General features: G+C 51.8%; 15 protein-coding genes. 11 read left to right on the top strand and 4 right to left on the bottom strand.

The annotated features are described in order from the left end of the window. Nucleotides 1-117: 117 nt before the first annotated feature. Nucleotides 118-1,281: a bis-aminopropyl spermidine synthase family protein gene (locus NSQ24_RS05515; RefSeq protein ID WP_024985426.1), complete on the top strand. Its 1,164-nt coding sequence runs from the start codon at nt 118-120 to the stop codon at nt 1,279-1,281. Between the two features lie 243 nt (nt 1,282-1,524). Here NSQ24_RS05515 and NSQ24_RS05510 read toward each other — a convergent pair whose 3' ends face one another. Further along, nucleotides 1,525-2,247, bottom strand: coding sequence for a class I SAM-dependent methyltransferase (locus NSQ24_RS05510; RefSeq protein WP_003391137.1), 723 nt, complete (start codon nt 2,245-2,247; stop codon nt 1,525-1,527). 228 nt (nt 2,248-2,475) lie between these two features. Between NSQ24_RS05510 and NSQ24_RS05505 the strand changes: the two genes are divergently transcribed. Both NSQ24_RS05505 and NSQ24_RS05500 read left to right on the top strand, forming a co-directional pair. After that, the gene (locus NSQ24_RS05505) at nt 2,476-3,663 is read left to right on the top strand and encodes a glycosyltransferase family 61 protein (protein ID WP_024985425.1); all 1,188 of its coding nucleotides are present in this window, start codon (nt 2,476-2,478) and stop codon (nt 3,661-3,663) included. A 104-nt stretch (nt 3,664-3,767) separates the two neighbouring features. Further along, nucleotides 3,768-5,204, top strand: coding sequence for a glycosyltransferase family 4 protein (locus tag NSQ24_RS05500; RefSeq protein ID WP_339167389.1), 1,437 nt, complete (start codon nt 3,768-3,770; stop codon nt 5,202-5,204). A 31-nt stretch (nt 5,205-5,235) separates the two neighbouring features. On the opposite strand, the gene NSQ24_RS05495 is transcribed toward NSQ24_RS05500, so the two are convergent. Continuing rightward, nucleotides 5,236-7,410 carry a hypothetical protein gene (locus NSQ24_RS05495; protein ID WP_172920620.1) on the bottom strand — a complete coding sequence of 725 codons (2,175 nt, stop codon included), beginning with the start codon at nt 7,408-7,410 and terminating at the stop codon, nt 5,236-5,238. A gap of 226 nt (nt 7,411-7,636) precedes the next feature. Between NSQ24_RS05495 and NSQ24_RS05490 the strand changes: the two genes are divergently transcribed. The 4 genes from NSQ24_RS05490 (at nt 7,637) to NSQ24_RS05475 (ending at nt 10,599) form a co-directional block, all read left to right on the top strand. Next, complete coding sequence (locus NSQ24_RS05490) at nt 7,637-8,140, top strand: GNAT family N-acetyltransferase (RefSeq protein ID WP_003391128.1); 504 nt, start codon at nt 7,637-7,639, stop codon at nt 8,138-8,140. 66 nt (nt 8,141-8,206) lie between these two features. Next, on the top strand, nt 8,207-9,214 hold the full coding sequence (locus NSQ24_RS05485) for a YafY family protein (protein ID WP_003391126.1): 1,008 nt from the start codon (nt 8,207-8,209) through the stop codon (nt 9,212-9,214). Between the two features lie 65 nt (nt 9,215-9,279). Further along, nucleotides 9,280-9,543 (top strand): zinc ribbon domain-containing protein, encoded by a 264-nt coding sequence (locus tag NSQ24_RS05480; RefSeq protein ID WP_003391123.1) that lies wholly within the window; start codon nt 9,280-9,282, stop codon nt 9,541-9,543. Nucleotides 9,544-9,714: 171 nt separating this feature from the next. Next, entirely contained in the window at nt 9,715-10,599 is an 885-nt protein-coding gene (locus NSQ24_RS05475; RefSeq protein WP_003391120.1) for a YitT family protein, read from the top strand. A gap of 63 nt (nt 10,600-10,662) precedes the next feature. Here NSQ24_RS05475 and NSQ24_RS05470 read toward each other — a convergent pair whose 3' ends face one another. Next, complete coding sequence (locus tag NSQ24_RS05470; protein ID WP_003391118.1) at nt 10,663-11,109, bottom strand: YbaK/EbsC family protein; 447 nt, start codon at nt 11,107-11,109, stop codon at nt 10,663-10,665. 63 nt (nt 11,110-11,172) lie between these two features. Here NSQ24_RS05470 and NSQ24_RS05465 point away from each other — a divergent pair, with 63 nt between their 5' ends. The 4 genes from NSQ24_RS05465 (at nt 11,173) to NSQ24_RS05450 (ending at nt 14,175) form a co-directional block, all read left to right on the top strand. Continuing rightward, nucleotides 11,173-11,628, top strand: coding sequence for a GNAT family N-acetyltransferase (locus NSQ24_RS05465; protein ID WP_339167385.1), 456 nt, complete (start codon nt 11,173-11,175; stop codon nt 11,626-11,628). Between the two features lie 178 nt (nt 11,629-11,806). Continuing rightward, on the top strand, nt 11,807-11,893 hold the full coding sequence (locus NSQ24_RS05460) for a YjcZ family sporulation protein (protein WP_031932133.1): 87 nt from the start codon (nt 11,807-11,809) through the stop codon (nt 11,891-11,893). 695 nt (nt 11,894-12,588) lie between these two features. Next, on the top strand, nt 12,589-13,272 hold the full coding sequence (locus tag NSQ24_RS05455) for an ABC transporter permease subunit (RefSeq protein WP_003391113.1): 684 nt from the start codon (nt 12,589-12,591) through the stop codon (nt 13,270-13,272). Then, nucleotides 13,273-14,175 carry an ABC transporter ATP-binding protein gene (locus tag NSQ24_RS05450; protein ID WP_339167383.1) on the top strand — a complete coding sequence of 301 codons (903 nt, stop codon included), beginning with the start codon at nt 13,273-13,275 and terminating at the stop codon, nt 14,173-14,175. 65 nt (nt 14,176-14,240) lie between these two features. Here the strand turns inward: NSQ24_RS05450 and NSQ24_RS05445 are convergent, their stop codons facing one another. Further along, nucleotides 14,241-14,954, bottom strand: coding sequence for an HAD family hydrolase (locus tag NSQ24_RS05445; protein ID WP_339167381.1), 714 nt, complete (start codon nt 14,952-14,954; stop codon nt 14,241-14,243). Nucleotides 14,955-15,016 lie beyond the last annotated feature (62 nt).

Here is a 15,016-nt window from a genome sequence, read left to right as displayed (position 1 = left end):
CTGCTCCCTGGAATCCGTGTATCGTCAACACATGCCCAAACAGGCAGAAGATGGACGCTGTGTTCATTTTCTGCCTGTTTGTTTTTTTGAAAAATAACGATGAAAAGAGTGATCCGATTGAAAAATTATATAGAACTCGCAAGCAAACGCATAACCCTGCAGGAAGGTGTACAGGCGATCGAACAGCTCCTGCTGGAGTCTTTTGTCAATCCCGGCATCTCTACGAAAGAATTGGCTCGCAAGCTCCTGCTGCCTGTTCCCGTGACGGCTGCAATCAAAAAGGAGCTGATCAAATTGGGCGCGCTTCGCCAGGATCGCGGAGTTTGCTGCACCGAAGAAGGGGCAGAATACGTTCGGCAAAAGTGGGGCTTCGACGGTTTGGACATGGATTTGTACCGCAAGCTGCTGGAGGACTGCGATTGGAAGGCCGAGCTCGCCGACATCCTGTCTCGTCTCTACGAATGGTTCCCTGCTCGTCCGCAGGTAAATGTAGAGATTGACCAGTCCAAATGCACGCCGGAGACCAGCTTGAGGCGGGCGATTCTTTGCCTGAAACATCATGCGCTCATCGGCAGCAGGATTCTGTGCGTCGGCGATGATGATCTGGTGAGCGTATCTCTCGGACTGCTGCTCAAGCGTTTGTTCCCGGAAGCGGTCCAGCACAAGGCATGGATCACCGTCGTCGACATCGATGATCGGTTCCTTGCGTTCATCGCGGACATCGCTTGGCGCGAAGGCCTGCCGATCAGCGGTCACCGTGCAGACCTCCGCAAGCCTCTGTCCCAGAAGCAGCTCGGCACATTTGACTGTTTTTTCACCGACCCGCCCTATACGCTGCCAGGCATGAGCCTTTTCGTTTCACGGGGAATCAGTTTGCTCAAGCAAAAGACAGGACTGCCTATCTTCCTGTCCTTCGCCCATAAATCGCCTGGCTTTATGCTCGATATGCAGCGCGAGTTTATCCGGATGGGGCTGATGGTCAGCGAGATCATTCCGCATTTCAATGAATACGAGGGGGCGGAGATGATCGGGAACAGAGGCCAGATGATCGTACTGAAAACGACTGAGCAGACAACTCCCAAAATAAAAGGAGGCTTCGACGATGCGCTGTATACCGGCGAGGTGAAAAGGACGATGCGGACATACCGCTGCAGGGAATGCAATGGAAGCGTGCAGGTCGGCTTTCAGCAGCGCTTTTCTACGATTGAAATGCTAAAAATGCGCGGCTGCCCGCGCTGCCAGCATCATACGTTTGATCTCGTAAACAAGAAAAGCGTTTGACGGATTGCCTGACGAAAGATAAGAAAAGATAGCTCCACCTCTTCCAAGCATGTCTTTGCCGAAGGGGAAAGCTATCTTTTCTCGTTTTTTAGCCCGACTGCGCGGCGTTTTACGCTTACGCTCGCACAGCCGGGCGTTTTCTTTCTAGATGATCAGCTTTCTTTCTGTTCATCAGCGTTCCTTCTGCTTCTGTTCAGATGCCGCCGGGATTTCTCCCTTCTCGATGACGACAGCATGCCGGTTTCACTTTCTCCCGGAAAGCAGCAAGAACAAAGGGATTCTCATCCGCCGCTCATACGTCTCCTGATGAAGAAAGTTTTCCCTGAGCGGCCGGGATTCCCTTAGCTGTTCTACAGTAAAGCCGGCCTTCTGCAGCCCGAGGAAGTAGTCTTCGATCGTACGATGGTACTTGGAAACTGTTCCACCCATCCAGTGCTGCTGCCTCGGTCCGTTGACAAAATACTGATCGACCAGCCAATTCGTCCGTTGCCCTGCTGTCTGCAGCGTAGACGTAATGACGGGGTGTTCGACAGAAAAAAGAAGTCTCCCGCCCGGCTTCAAGGCTTGATGGATACGGCAATAAAGCGAATCGAGATCTTCGATGTAGTGAAGCACCAATCTGGAGAGCACAAGATCAAAGCGGCCTGCAGGAAATGGCCAATCCTCGATGGTGGAATGGACCACCTTTGCGGGATAGCCATGCAAATTTCCTGCTGCCGCTTCGACCATGTTGTGTGATCCTTCCACCCCCAGATAGTCCGCACATCCCGCTTCCAGCAGTTCGATGCCGAACCGGGCGTCGCCACAGCCAAGATCCAAAACCGACAAGCCGCTCACGTCACCCATCATTTCCCGTATCAGCGGTTTTTCCAAAGTATCGTTGGCATTCTCCTGTCCTTCGCGCCGCGCCATATAGTTTTGAAAAATGCAATCGTCGTCAAAAAAATCAGATCCTCGAAAGCCCACGGCAAGCCCCTCCCTTGTCCGCTCCGGTTTTTACCAACCGTGCATATGCCGGGTTGATTCCCAGTCTCTTCTACTTCCACAGCAGACGCCATCTCCCCTTTTCAAGCACCGCGAGACAGCGGCCGCTGGTCAGGAGATGTTTTTTCGGCAGGCTCCATGACTGCGTATGCAGACGCGAATGATTGTACATACACTATCAAGAGTTTTTTTGAAAGGAGGGCCGGTTTCATGAGCCAAATCACCGATGGCCATCCCGCTCCAGACGGTTTCTACCGAACGATGGGGGAATGGGTAGCCTACCATCTGGCGAGAGGCCGATCCATGGACGGGCTGTTTCAGGAATATTACGCCGACCATGAGAGCGACTTCGCGCTGCCCATTGGCCTGGATCAGCCTGCTCCCTGGGAATTTAGAGAAAAACCGTTTACCAGCCACCCCAGCCCCTTTGTAGGGATCATCCCGGACGGACGGCTCTGGGGGACAAAAGGGGCGGTGGTTACGCCGGAAAACAAGCTGGTGTGGGATGTGTCGGTCGAGCATTCGTCAGAGCCTCCGGAGCAGCATTCTGTTTTTCGCCAATCCTCTCTGCCTGCCCCGCAGCATTATGATGAGACCTGGGCAGTACTTACCTACACCGCCAGCGACAGCTATTTTCACTGGATGCTGGACGTGCTGCCCCGGCTTGATTTGATCCGGAAAAGCGGCCTGTCGATCGACAGGTACGTCTTTAACTATATGTCCATCCCGATCCTTCCCTTTCAGGATGAGACGCTGAACATGCTCGGCATTCCAGCCGGAAAAAGGTTCCAACCGCAAGCGGACAGCCATTGTCAGATAAAGCAAGCAGTCATCCCGTCGCTGATCGGCTATACGTCCCATTATCCCAAATGGGCTGTCGATTTCTTGCGCAAGGAACTGCTGCCCTCTTCCATTGGACAGACAGCGCCGAGCAAGGAAGCGAGCGAGTCTTTCCGTCCAGGTCCATCGGGGGCCCTGAACCACAAGCGTATTTACGTCAGTCGGGCAGATGCATTTCACCGGCGCGTATCCAATGAACAGCAGATTGTCAGCCTGCTTGGGTCTCACGGTTTTGTCACCATTACTCCGAGCGAATACAGCGTGTCCGAACAAATACGTCTGTTTGCCTCCGCCGATGTCATCATTTCCCCTCACGGAGCCAATCTGACCAATATCGTCTTTTGCAAACCGGGGACACTCGTGATCGAGCTGTTTTCACCCGGATATGTGAATCCGATCTACTGGGCATTGAGCAATCACGCACAGCTACGCTATGCCTACCTGATCGGCAGCGGCAGACGATCTCCAGAATCGGTGCACGAGCTGCGGGGGAAGGAAGACTTGACGATCCCGCCGGATTCGCTGCAAAAGCTTTTGAGTTTGCTGGGCGTTGTATGACAGAACAATAAAGCGGGTCTGTAACAAATATGCAAGGAAATTTGCATAAACCGAAAAAGCAGCAAATTTCCGCTGAAGAGTCAAAAAGAAAGCAGGTGATACGTGTGAAAATCCTGTTTGCCACCTATGGCCAAATTCCGCAAGCTGGCAAGCTCCCATCGCCTTTTTCCTTGCTGCAAAAAGAGCTGGAGCAGCGCGGGCATCAAGTCGATGTCCTGGGCCACCATCCTGACATGCAGCGCGTCTATTTGATCTCCCAGACAAGATCGGGTCCATGGACGCTGAATTTGCAAGGCCAATCCGTCCCAAAAGCGCCAATCAAAGAGCGGGTGTACGATGAAGTATTTCGTTACTATCAAAAATATCTGCCCCATGTCCATCCATGGATTCGCTGGAGAGAAATCGAACGGTACACCTTTGAGCTGATCCTGTCCCTCTTTGATCTGGGGAAGTACGATCTGATCCATACCCATGACGCGCTGGCGACAAGGGCTGTTTGGCGGGTAAAGCCTTCTCATGTCCCGCTATTGTATCAGTGCGGCGGACTGCTTCGGCACGATCCGGCGGTGGCGGCGGAAGTCACATCCCCGGACAGTCTGAAAGCGCGGTATGTCGCCTGCGAGGAGTACATGGCTGTCACTTCCTGCAATCAGGCCATCGTTCCCAGCGCATGGCTGAAAAAAGTATGGCAGGAGGAGTTTTTTATACCGGACGGGCATTCAGCCGTGATCCATCGAGGAATGGAATTTGCCCCTTTTCTTCAATGGCTCCAATATGAACCGTATCCTCCCGTCGAAAAAAAGAAAGGTGTGCAGATCATTGCCTGCCCGCCCGGACTGGATTTTCAAAGCGGATCTGCTACGCTGCTGGACGCTCTGGCAAGGCTCAAGCAGCAGCGGGACGATTTTTTGTGCTGGATGGTTGGAGACGGTCCGTGGAGAGGGGAGCTTGAAGCGTATTGCAGGGAAAAAGACCTGACTCGGCATGTGCTGCTTCTCGGCGAACGGACAGACTGGCCATCTCTCTTGGCGAAAACGGATATTGTCGTGTGGCCCGCACCTGCTGTCGACTTCCCTCTTCCGCTTATGGAGGCACAGGTCGCTGGAACAGCGATCGTAGCTTGTGACAGCAGCGTGATCCAGGAAATGGTTCGACACGGCGAAACGGGCTTGCTGTTTGAAGCCGGCAACAGTCTGGAGCTTTCAGAGAGGCTTCTGCAGCTTTTGGACACCCCGGAGCTGGCAAGTCATCTGCGAAACAGCTCCAAGACTTACGGGATGAACGAATGGTCGTCTACCAAGTGGGCCGAGCAGGTCGAGCAGCTCTACCTCCAGATGAAGAGGAAACACCGGGTCGCTGCGCCTGCGGGGGAGAAGAAAAAAAGCCGGGATTCAGTTGCGCAGCTCTTCGCCTTCCGCCTCCGCCACCGCTTGGATGAGGGCGGATGGAATGAGTTTGCACACCGTCTCCCGGCTTCCTATCTCGTTCCTGATTTTGACTTTTTGCGCGTCTTGACCGAAACCAATCAGTTTGACGAGTGACTGGCGCCTTTGTCGGAAGCGCCTTGCCTTCTCATCTGTTCACAGCAGGTGTTGTTTTGGCCGGGGCTGTCGTGCTAGCCGGAGTTGTCGTACCGGCCGCTTTTGGCATGCTGGCCGCAGCACTTCTCGCAATCACGGCGTGGGCATGGGGCTCCAGGTCAAACCAGAAGATCAGGTCTCCCTGGTCCTTCTTTTGCGGAGGCTTTTTCCCGTTTACGTACACCTCCGCACCTCTTACAGCCATCGAAAGCCCGGATATTTTCGCGGGTCCGTCATTGTAAACCCGCACCGTACCGTTTGCATCGTACTCCATCCGCACCTGCTCCAGCGCCAGCCAGTACTTCATCAAATCCCGCACGGTAGTGAGATAGAGCTTTTGCTGATCGCGGAGAGAAGCCATCTTTTTCAGCAATTGATCAAAGCTTGGCTGGATGACCAGCGCTCCTTTTTGATCCCGTTTCAAAATTTTCCCCGCGGCCTTGCCTTGCGGGATTCTGGCGATATAGGCATGGCTGATAAAAACACCGCGATCATTGATTAATTGAAGTAAATTTTGTTCATTGTACCTATACATCGTATTTTCGGGAACGATCGCTGCCGCCCATGAGTAAAACGGGCCTGTCACTGTCGGATGGGCCCAATACAGGGGCGTTCTTCTGCTGTCTCCATTTCTCGTTTGCAACAGGTCAAATGCCTGGTTGACGTTGGTCACGTCCTCCGAGCTGTAGTGCCAGAAATACCGGGTGTCGTACTTTTGCCACAAATCGGCGATATAATAGGGAGTTTTGATGTCCAAGCCTTGAAAGCCAAAGCTGTATTTTACGTAGCCATGATCAATCCAGGTCACGCTATGAAACTCATTTTTCATAAAAGCCAGGATGTTCTCCGCCACATCCCGGTACAGGTGCAAATCGAACGGATAAGCCGTGTGCAGCCCGATTTCTATTCCGCGCTTGTGCAAATCCTTCAAGAACTGCAGGAATTCCTGGTTCTCATGGAGCGCTACATTCATCGGCTGCTGCAGACGGTAATACGGGTTCGAATAAAAGACGCTTTTGGTCACAGGTATCTTGTATTTGACAAAACCACCCACTGCTTTATCCGGGCTCGCAATCTTCTCCGAGCCGTAGTAAGCCGCCCTGTTGCTTGCCAGCGACTGTTCATCCGCATGCTCCGTCCAGACGTGCGTCGCGAGAAACCCATGAGGCTGGTTCATCAGCCGAGGCATCAGTGACGGTTGAAAACCGACTATGAGCGAAAATGTATTGATCCGCTGTTCCTGTGGCTTGTATTCGGAGGCGTGTCTCACCTTCCCGACCTGCTTGCCTACGGTCTCCTCTACGTATCGGTGATCTCCCATATGATCCAGATTGACGACCAGCTGATTTTGGACCGTGTTCAACTCCAGCGACGATACGTGCGGGGTGTGGTACAGAAAAGCCGACTGCTTTCCTTGCCCGAACCGGACGCCTTCCCGGTCCAGCCAGTATTGCTTTTGAAAAGAATGCGTATCTACCTTCCTGTTTTTCCGATAGACCTCTGACACCTTTGGCGCGAAGCTGAGTGTCAGCGCCTCGCGAAAAACCTTGATTTGACGCTTGTATGTAGTCTTCACTTCCACATCGACGACCGGGCTGTTTTGGCGCAGCAGGTAATTCGTTTCTACCTGGGCAGCCGGAGTATCTCCGATCACCTTGACGAGCAGGCCGTCGGGCTTTTGCTCGGTAAGCACCGCTGTCTTCTGATACTGGCGGACAATCGTATGCTCCCGCCGAATAAACATATTGGTATCTATCGGTTTTGACACCGGCGGCGAAAAGGCGAGTTCATTTCCCTGTACGCTTGTTACCTTGGCCTGATGAACGAGCGGCGCATTCAGCCTGCCCGCGAACGATTCCGAGCGAATTTGTATCATGCTTCCCACCGGAATGGCTGGCGGCGCGTCCAGTTTGATTTTGCTGGTCCCAGCGGGAAGCTGCGGAACGAGCAGATTGTAAATGTCCCCGTACTCAGCCACATACTGGACTGAACGAAGAATCTCCTTGCCTCCAGCGTCCGTAATCCTGAGTTGTCCCTTTGCGTCCCACGCAGCTTTGTAATACGGATTTTGAAAAGATGTCTGCCCCTCGCTGGAATGTGTCGTGAATGGACTGAACGCAAACAAAAGCACACATACCAGCCATGCTGTCATTACCTTCCGAATCATTGTTGTACCCTTTCTCCTTTTCTATGGTCTTGCTCCGCTCCATCCTCTCGTCGTTTGGCTAAAATGGCAAACCGGATTTCGAAGCCAAGGTAAGCTTATGCCGCGGGTTCTGTCCACTTTCTCTTTTAAAGCAGATGTTTCCACTAATTTTTGGAAGTTTCTTGCAGAACTTACGAAAATGTCCCTATAATACCAAAAGAATGATAACGTATATCGGGGGTACCTTGTGAAATTTACATTAAAAAAAGCCGCTCTGGAAGAAAAATCAATTATAAGCAATTTGCTTGAGCTGTACAATCACGACTTTAGTGAATATATGGACTTGGATGTGGACGAACAGGGACGATACGGATATCCTTATTTGGACAACTATTGGACGGAACCGGATCGCTTTCCGTTTCTCATCCAGGCCGAGGGCAAATGGGCCGGGTTTGTGCTTGTGAGAAAAATCGCAGACGAGAATCACTTGGGCAGCAGTTATTTTTCCATTGCAGAATTTTTCATTATGCGGAAATATCGCAGGTCCGGGATTGGCAAAGCCATTGCTCACCAGGTATTTCGCATGTTCCCTGGCCACTGGGAGGTTGTTCAGTTGGCTTCCAACGTGCCTGCCCAACTATTCTGGAGGAAAACAATAAGTGAGTATACCAATGGCGACTTTCAGGAATGGGAAGAGCCCGGAAAAGTGTATCAATCCTTCGTTTCACTGGAAAAAGCGGATTGCTCGTAAACGGTTTCACCTGTCAGCCATGCAACAGGTATCGGGTCCGCAATCTGTAGAAAGGGGGCCTGAACGATGAAACTGGACAGACTTCTTGCCATCACGATGATCCTCATCCAGAGGAGGCGTATACCTGCCAAAGAGCTTGCCGACATGTTTGAGGTATCTGTCCGAACGATTTACCGGGATATCGAAGCGATCAATCAGGCAGGCATCCCGATTGTCAGCTATCAGGGAGCCAATGGCGGCATCGGCATTATGGAAAACTACCGGCTCAACCAGCACATTTTGACCCAGGAGGAGCTGGCCTCAGTCACGATGGCTCTGAAAAGCGTTGCCTCGACCTACCGGGATGCACGGGCTGAGGTAGTACTCGGGAAGATTCGCGGCATAGTGGAAAGCACACAGTCCGAGGCGTTCAAGATGATGTCCGAGCAGATCTATATCGATTACAGCCCATGGGGAGGAGATGCTCCGCAAAAAGAAAAGATCACGCGGATCAAGCACGCAATCCAGACATCCAGCCTGCTCTCCTTTACCTATCACAACGTCTCCGGGACGATTTCCGAGCGAATCGTGGAGCCGCACACTCTCGTTTTAAAAGGACGCCAATGGTACCTTTACGCTTACTGTACAAACAAGTGCGAATTCCGTCTATTCAGGCTGTCACGGCTGAAGGAGCCCGTTCTGCTGGAAGACGCCTTTCAACGCAGACCGATCAATCTGGAGGAGCTGCCATGGGACAATGAATGGAGAAAACCGGGGCAAACCGTCCAGCTCGTCCTCCGGTTCGTTCCCCAGATCCGTTCCATCGTGGAAGAAATGTTTGGCGTCGATCACATCCGTATCGACGAACAAGGGTATTGCTGGGTCTCTGAAGCTTATCCCCTCGACGACTGGCTGTACGGGTTTGTCCTCAGCTTTGGTCCCAGGGTAGAAGTCGTAGAGCCGCTCTTTTTTCGGGAAAACATTCAGAAGCTGGCTCACGAGATCGGGAGCGTCTATTCGGGCAGTTCGTCACCGACATGTTCTTCCATCTCGGCAGAACAAAAAGCTGGAGGAAAAAAACGCGACGAAACATGACAGACAGTTGTCAGGTTTGCTTCATTATCATGGAGACATCCCCAATAAAAGGAGGCAGTTGTTCAATGACGAAAACCTTTTGCCAAAGCTGCAGTATGCCCATGGTGGATGCCCACATCCTCGGAACCGAAAAAGACGGCTCCAAAAACAGCGAGTATTGCCTCTACTGCTACGAAGAAGGAGCCTTCAAGCAGCCTGACATCACGATGGAGCAAATGATCGAGATTTGTGTTCCCTTTTTAAAGGAAGAAGGCATGGAAGAAAATGCGGCCCGCGCGATGCTGCAAAAACATCTTCCCGAGCTTGCCAGGTGGAAAACAGTCAGCTAATCCGGGTTTGGTAAAGCCAAGCTTGCAGGCAGGATATCCTCTTCTCAGGCGGAGGGTATACTGCCTGCAACAGTTTGAACATTCCGAACTTTACATGCAGCTAAAATGTTGCCTACAATAAATGGTATAATAAAGCGAAGAGAAAATCTGGACATCCGGGAGGAGTTGCCTTTGGAAGGTGTGCAAGGAAAGTCATCGCATCATCAAAAACTGTCTGTTGCCAAACTTATCAAGCGAATACTCTTTATCCTGATCGGATCCGCCTTATTTTCTGTTGGGCTGGAAATTTTTTTGGTCCCCAATCATATTATTGATGGCGGAATAGTCGGTATCTCCATTATTATCGCGCATCTGTCGGGACTGCCGTTGGGGATGTTTTTATTTCTGTTGAACCTGCCTTTTCTCGTAATTGGCTACAAACAGATCGGAAAAACCTTTGCGATTTCCACACTGCTCGGAGTCAGCACGATGTCGATTGTGAGCTCCCTGCTTCACGATGTGAAAGGAGTCACCGAAGATCCCCTGTTGGCTGCTGTCTTTGGCGGAATCATCCTGGGCATTGGTGTGGGGCTGGTGATTCGTTACGGCGGGTCTTTGGACGGAACAGAGATTGTGGCTATCTTGATCAACAAAAAGACTCCGTTCTCTGTCGGTGAAATTGTGATGTTTTTTAACCTGTTCATCCTGGGTAGCGCAGGACTCGTATTTGGCGTCGATCGCGCCATGTACTCCCTGATGGCTTATTACATCGCATTTAAAATGATCGACTTGACAATCGAAGGATTTCAAGGGTCGAAATCAGTCTGGATCATCAGCGACAACCACAAAGATATCGGTGACGCCATCGTCGCCCGCCTGGGCCGCAGCGTTACCTATTTGAAGGGCGAAGGCGGTTATTCCGGGGATGATAAAAATGTGGTGTTCTGCATTATTACCCGTCTGGAAGAAGCCAAGCTCAAGTTGATCGTTGAAGAAGTCGATCCATCGGCATTTTTGGCAGTTGGCAATATTCACGATGTACGGGGCGGACAGTTTAAAAAACGTGACATTCACTAAATGGCATAGTGTGAATGCAAAAAACGCGGAGGCAGTTCAAAGCTGCTTTCGCGTTTTTTCGTTTTATGCAAGCCTTGCAATTACATTGCTCCCCTTTTCAAGAGCTTGTGGAGTCAGCTTTAGTGTCCACGTTGGGTGCCCTGATCCCCCATATACTTCAGGGTAGTTGAACAGTTCTTCATCCAGAATGACCGGCAAACCGTGCCCGATGAGCGGAATACTGCCTGGCTCGTACCCGGTCAATCCCTTTACCTCATCCATCCGGGTCATTCTTATGCTTTGGTAGCCAAGTTGAGCGGCGAGGGACTGGAAACTTATGCGCCCACGCTTGCCCGACAAAATCAGGGCGACATGTGAATCATCAGCTATTGCGATCAATACCGGTGCAGTCTGCCCCATGTCAATGCCGAAAAGAGCTGCTCCCTCCTTGGCCGAACGAACCGGACGCTCGTGTTCAATCAGCTCATACTCCAATCCCAGCTCTTCGAGGATCGCTTTCACACGTTCCATCTTACACCTCACTATGGGAAATATTGTATACTTTCTGTATAGATGAAAATTGGAGGTCCTGCCATGATTATTCGTTCTCCCCGCCCGGAAGAAACACCTGCACTCAGCGACCTGGCATTTCGCTCAAAAGGATATTGGAGCTACGATGACGATTTTATGGAGGCATGTCGGCAGGAGTTGACGATTACCCCTGCGTTTCTTCAGACCTCCCATGTGTTTCTGGCCGAGGAGGCTGGAAACATTCTGGGATTTTACCGTTTATCCGTAGACGAAACCGGGGCAGAGCTTAGCGATCTGTTCGTAGACCCTGCTGCCATCGGCAAGCGGGTCGGAAAAGCGTTGTGGAACCACTTGATGGATACCGCCCGCTCCCTCAGCATTGACCATTTTCTCATCCACAGCGATCCGTACGCAGAAGGTTTTTATGAAAAGATGGGAGCTGTTCGGATTGGCGACATCCCTTCCACTGTTTTTCCGGACCGTCGACTCCCCTTGATGAAAAAACAAGTCGCCCCCTGACGCCTGCTGCTTTCGCCACATGAGACACGGCAACCAACATGCCCGTGTCTTTTTTGTTCCTACCAGTTTTGAAAGGCGCTTTTGAAATTCCACTCTGCTTTTGTCCTCTTTTCAGGCACCCGCTCAAGCAAAAATAATCTGCGGACATATAGTGTTACTGTTGAAAGGGGGGAGGAGAATGGGGCTCTTTAACGGATCTGACGACTTTACTCTCATCCTGGTACTGTTCATCTTGCTGGTCATCGTAGGCTGCGATTGTGATTGATGATGACCTTTGGAGCAGAAAGTGTGTGCAAAGGGAGAATGAACAGGCTTTCTCTCTTTGCATTTTTTCATTTGCGAATCGAGGTGAAAAGAAGATTTGGCTAGACGAACAAACCAAAAAAGCGACTCATTTTCACCGGAATTTATGGATTGGCTAAAGGGAAAGAAGGTTTCAAGGAGAAGGCTGCAAAGAAATCCCGAACTGTTCGATCAGTATTATCAAGAGTGGTCGAAAACGCAGCGGAAAAATAGGCCGCGAAGACGGTCGCTGTTTCAGCTTCCGAACCTAAACATTGATCTTGGAACCATTCTCAATGGCATGCAAATGGCAACCGAGGTCATGAGAACATTCCAAGGGACAAAACTGCTCAATCATTCGTCCAGAAGCGATGATTAGGCGGGAAAATACGGAGCAGCCATTACCGGCTCATGGAAAACAGGCCAAGGCGATGGAAGCTCTGCATCGCTTCACTTTTCGGAACGCAGGTCTCATGGGATCTGCGTCCTTTACGTTTACTGGGCAACTACGGTCACTGCTTGCTTTTTTCACAACACGCTGCAATTTTTCCGCTCCGCCCCCCCTCCCTGTCATCCTTCCACGGCTGCTGACACCGAGCGTTAAGGAAATGGTAAGGCAGACATTCGGTGCTGATAAGGTTGCTCCTTTACACTGACGGTGAAAGGAGAGTGGAAACCATGTGGGCTATCTGCATTCACGAATTTATCCGACTGTTTCGAAGCGTCAAATCCCTGATCACCATCGCTTTTATTGCCGGCGTATCGTACTGGGTGTCCGATCTGGTCAACCAGGCCGCCGGCTTCATCTCCCAACATGAGCTGACAGAGGGCCATGCGCTCGGCGTTTTTGCCTTGGTCATGCTGTTTGGCCCTTTGTTTGTCTTTGGATTATCGCATGACATGATCAACCGGGAAGTATCCAGTCGGACCGTCCGTTTTTTAGTCACCCGCACTTCCCGCTTCCGCATTGTGCTGGGCAAATGTTTCGGCGTTCTGCTTTTCTGGCTGTGCTGCATGCTGGTCACCTTTGGAACAGTCTTGGCCTCTGTCCATACTTTTGATGTGAAGACCTTCCTGGAGTGCATGTCCATGCTGGTGTACAGCGTTTCGTTGTGCCTGTTGCTTTCTGTGCTGATCGCCCGTCCCAGCTACACCATGTTCGGGGGGATCATTCTCGGTTTATTCCTCCCGATTCTCGGCATCTGGACGCTTGCCTCCAGCCAGCCTGCCGCCAAGTGGATCGGCTATTTGCTGCCTTATGCGTATTTGGAAAAAGGCGAAGCGTACATCGGCGTGATCTGGCTCTATGCGCTTCTCTTTCTCGCCGCCTCTGCCTTGCTGTTTCAAAGGAGGGATTTTTAAATGCCGCTTATAGAGACTGTCCAGTTAACCAAGCGATTCGGGGAACGAACGATTGTCAATTCCGTGTCGCTCACCGTACAGCAAAATGAAATTTTCGGCTTTCTAGGAAAAAACGGAGCCGGAAAATCAACCTTTATCAACATGCTAACCGGTATTATCCGCCCCTCTTCGGGGAGCATTCGCCTGTTTGACGGAGACGGGAACACCGAGGAGTGGAAACGCAGGATCGGTGTACTGCCGGATTACTCCACCTTTTATGATTCACTGACGGCCAGAGATCATCTGTTGTACCTGAGCCGTGTGAAAGGAATACGCGTCACGAAGAAGGAGTGCGACCGCATCCTGGAAGAAGTAGGATTGGCCGAGCATGCCGGGAAGAGGGCCAAGGCTTTTTCCTTCGGTATGAAAAAGAAGCTCGGCATTGCGCAAGCGCTCCTAGGTGACCCGGAGCTGCTGTTTTTAGACGAGCCTACCTCTGGAGTGGATGTGGAGTCCTCGCTTCAAATCCAGCAGTTGCTGCTGCGTTTGCAAAAAGAAGGACGGACGATCTTCATGACCTCGCACAATCTGCATGAGGTCGAAAAAATCTGCACCCGCATCGCGATCATGAAAGCCGGTACGATTGCTGCAGCGGGCAGTCTTTCCGAGCTGCAGGCCAAGCATCGCAGCTGGCGTACCGTTACTGTGCGCCATGCAGCGTTGGCCGACAAGCCGTATGAACTGGTTTCGTTTGTGGAAGGACTGGGCAAACACCTCGAATGGCGGGAGGAGGCTCTTTCCCTTGAGGTCGATGACAAACGAAAGGTGGCCGCGCTGATTCGCGCTTTCGTCCATGCGGGAGTCGATATTTACCACGTCTGCGGGGACGAGCCTTCGCTCGAGCGGATCTTCCTGGAGGAGTAGCTTCTTGGATGGAGTAGCTTCCTAGAGGAGTAGCCAGGGGGCACTGCCCCCTTTTTCGTGACATTTCAGGTGAGGATGTCCGCCAACTGTTCCAACCGCTCCACGACAGCGAGCGGCACGTGGCCGGTAGCCGGCTGAAGCTTGCCCGGATTGATCCAGACTGCGTCCATCCCTGCCTCAATCGCTCCGGCGACGTCAGCTTCCCAGTTGTCTCCGACAAACAGCGTCTCTTTCGGTTTGGCGTCGAAAAGCCGCAATGCCGCTGAAAAAATCCGCCAATCCGGTTTGTGATAGCCGACGACTTCAGAGATGACGATCGTTTCTTTCGGAAAGAGCCTGGACAGGCCGAGCCGCTCCAGCTTGGTATAGGCCATATCCTCCGGTCCGTTTGTCACGATGCCGAGCCGGCAACGTTCGGCAAGCTTGCTCAAGCATTCCTCCACAACCGGAACTGGCGCGATCACCTCAAAGCAAGCCGACATAAACATATTCTGAAAATCATCCATCTCCTCCGGCTTCGCAGCACGTCCAAAGTCGGCAGTGGCCTTCTCCATCCGTTGGTGGCGATACTCCCGCAGCGAAATCCGGTTCTCTGTGAAATCCGGCCACAGCTCGTCGCTGTATGTTTTCAGCTTGCAGTAAAAGTCGTCTTCATTCAGACCCGCAGTCAAAGGATGGCGGCGGATGGTCAGGCGCATCCCCGCCTCCCAGCTCTGCGAATAGTCAAACAGCGTATCGTCGAGGTCAAACAGGATCAGCTTGTATTCTTTTTTGCTCACAGAAATACGGCCCCCTTGCTTCCAGGTTTGCTTCTTTCATTCTACCATTTCGCCCGCACCGG

Source organism: Brevibacillus sp. FSL L8-0520 (assembly GCF_037963895.1).
In the GTDB taxonomy this organism is placed as follows: domain Bacteria; phylum Bacillota; class Bacilli; order Brevibacillales; family Brevibacillaceae; genus Brevibacillus; species Brevibacillus borstelensis.
Note: the sequence above shows the minus strand (reverse complement) of the source record. Positions and strands in the feature narration are given on the sequence as shown.

What these genes read in the sequence shown, in the direction of transcription:
- NSQ24_RS05480 (WP_003391123.1), top strand. Translation starts at nt 9,280, where the DNA reads ATGACGAAAACCTTTTGCCAAAGCTGCAGTATGCCCATGGTGGATGCC.
- NSQ24_RS05465 (WP_339167385.1), top strand. Translation starts at nt 11,173, where the DNA reads ATGATTATTCGTTCTCCCCGCCCGGAAGAAACACCTGCACTCAGCGAC.
- NSQ24_RS05455 (WP_003391113.1), top strand. Translation starts at nt 12,589, where the DNA reads ATGTGGGCTATCTGCATTCACGAATTTATCCGACTGTTTCGAAGCGTC.
- NSQ24_RS05460 (WP_031932133.1), top strand. Translation starts at nt 11,807, where the DNA reads ATGGGGCTCTTTAACGGATCTGACGACTTTACTCTCATCCTGGTACTG.
- NSQ24_RS05495 (WP_172920620.1), bottom strand. Translation starts at nt 7,410, where the DNA reads ATGATTCGGAAGGTAATGACAGCATGGCTGGTATGTGTGCTTTTGTTT.
- NSQ24_RS05485 (WP_003391126.1), top strand. Translation starts at nt 8,207, where the DNA reads ATGAAACTGGACAGACTTCTTGCCATCACGATGATCCTCATCCAGAGG.
- NSQ24_RS05470 (WP_003391118.1), bottom strand. Translation starts at nt 11,109, where the DNA reads ATGGAACGTGTGAAAGCGATCCTCGAAGAGCTGGGATTGGAGTATGAG.
- NSQ24_RS05450 (WP_339167383.1), top strand. Translation starts at nt 13,273, where the DNA reads ATGCCGCTTATAGAGACTGTCCAGTTAACCAAGCGATTCGGGGAACGA.
- NSQ24_RS05505 (WP_024985425.1), top strand. Translation starts at nt 2,476, where the DNA reads ATGAGCCAAATCACCGATGGCCATCCCGCTCCAGACGGTTTCTACCGA.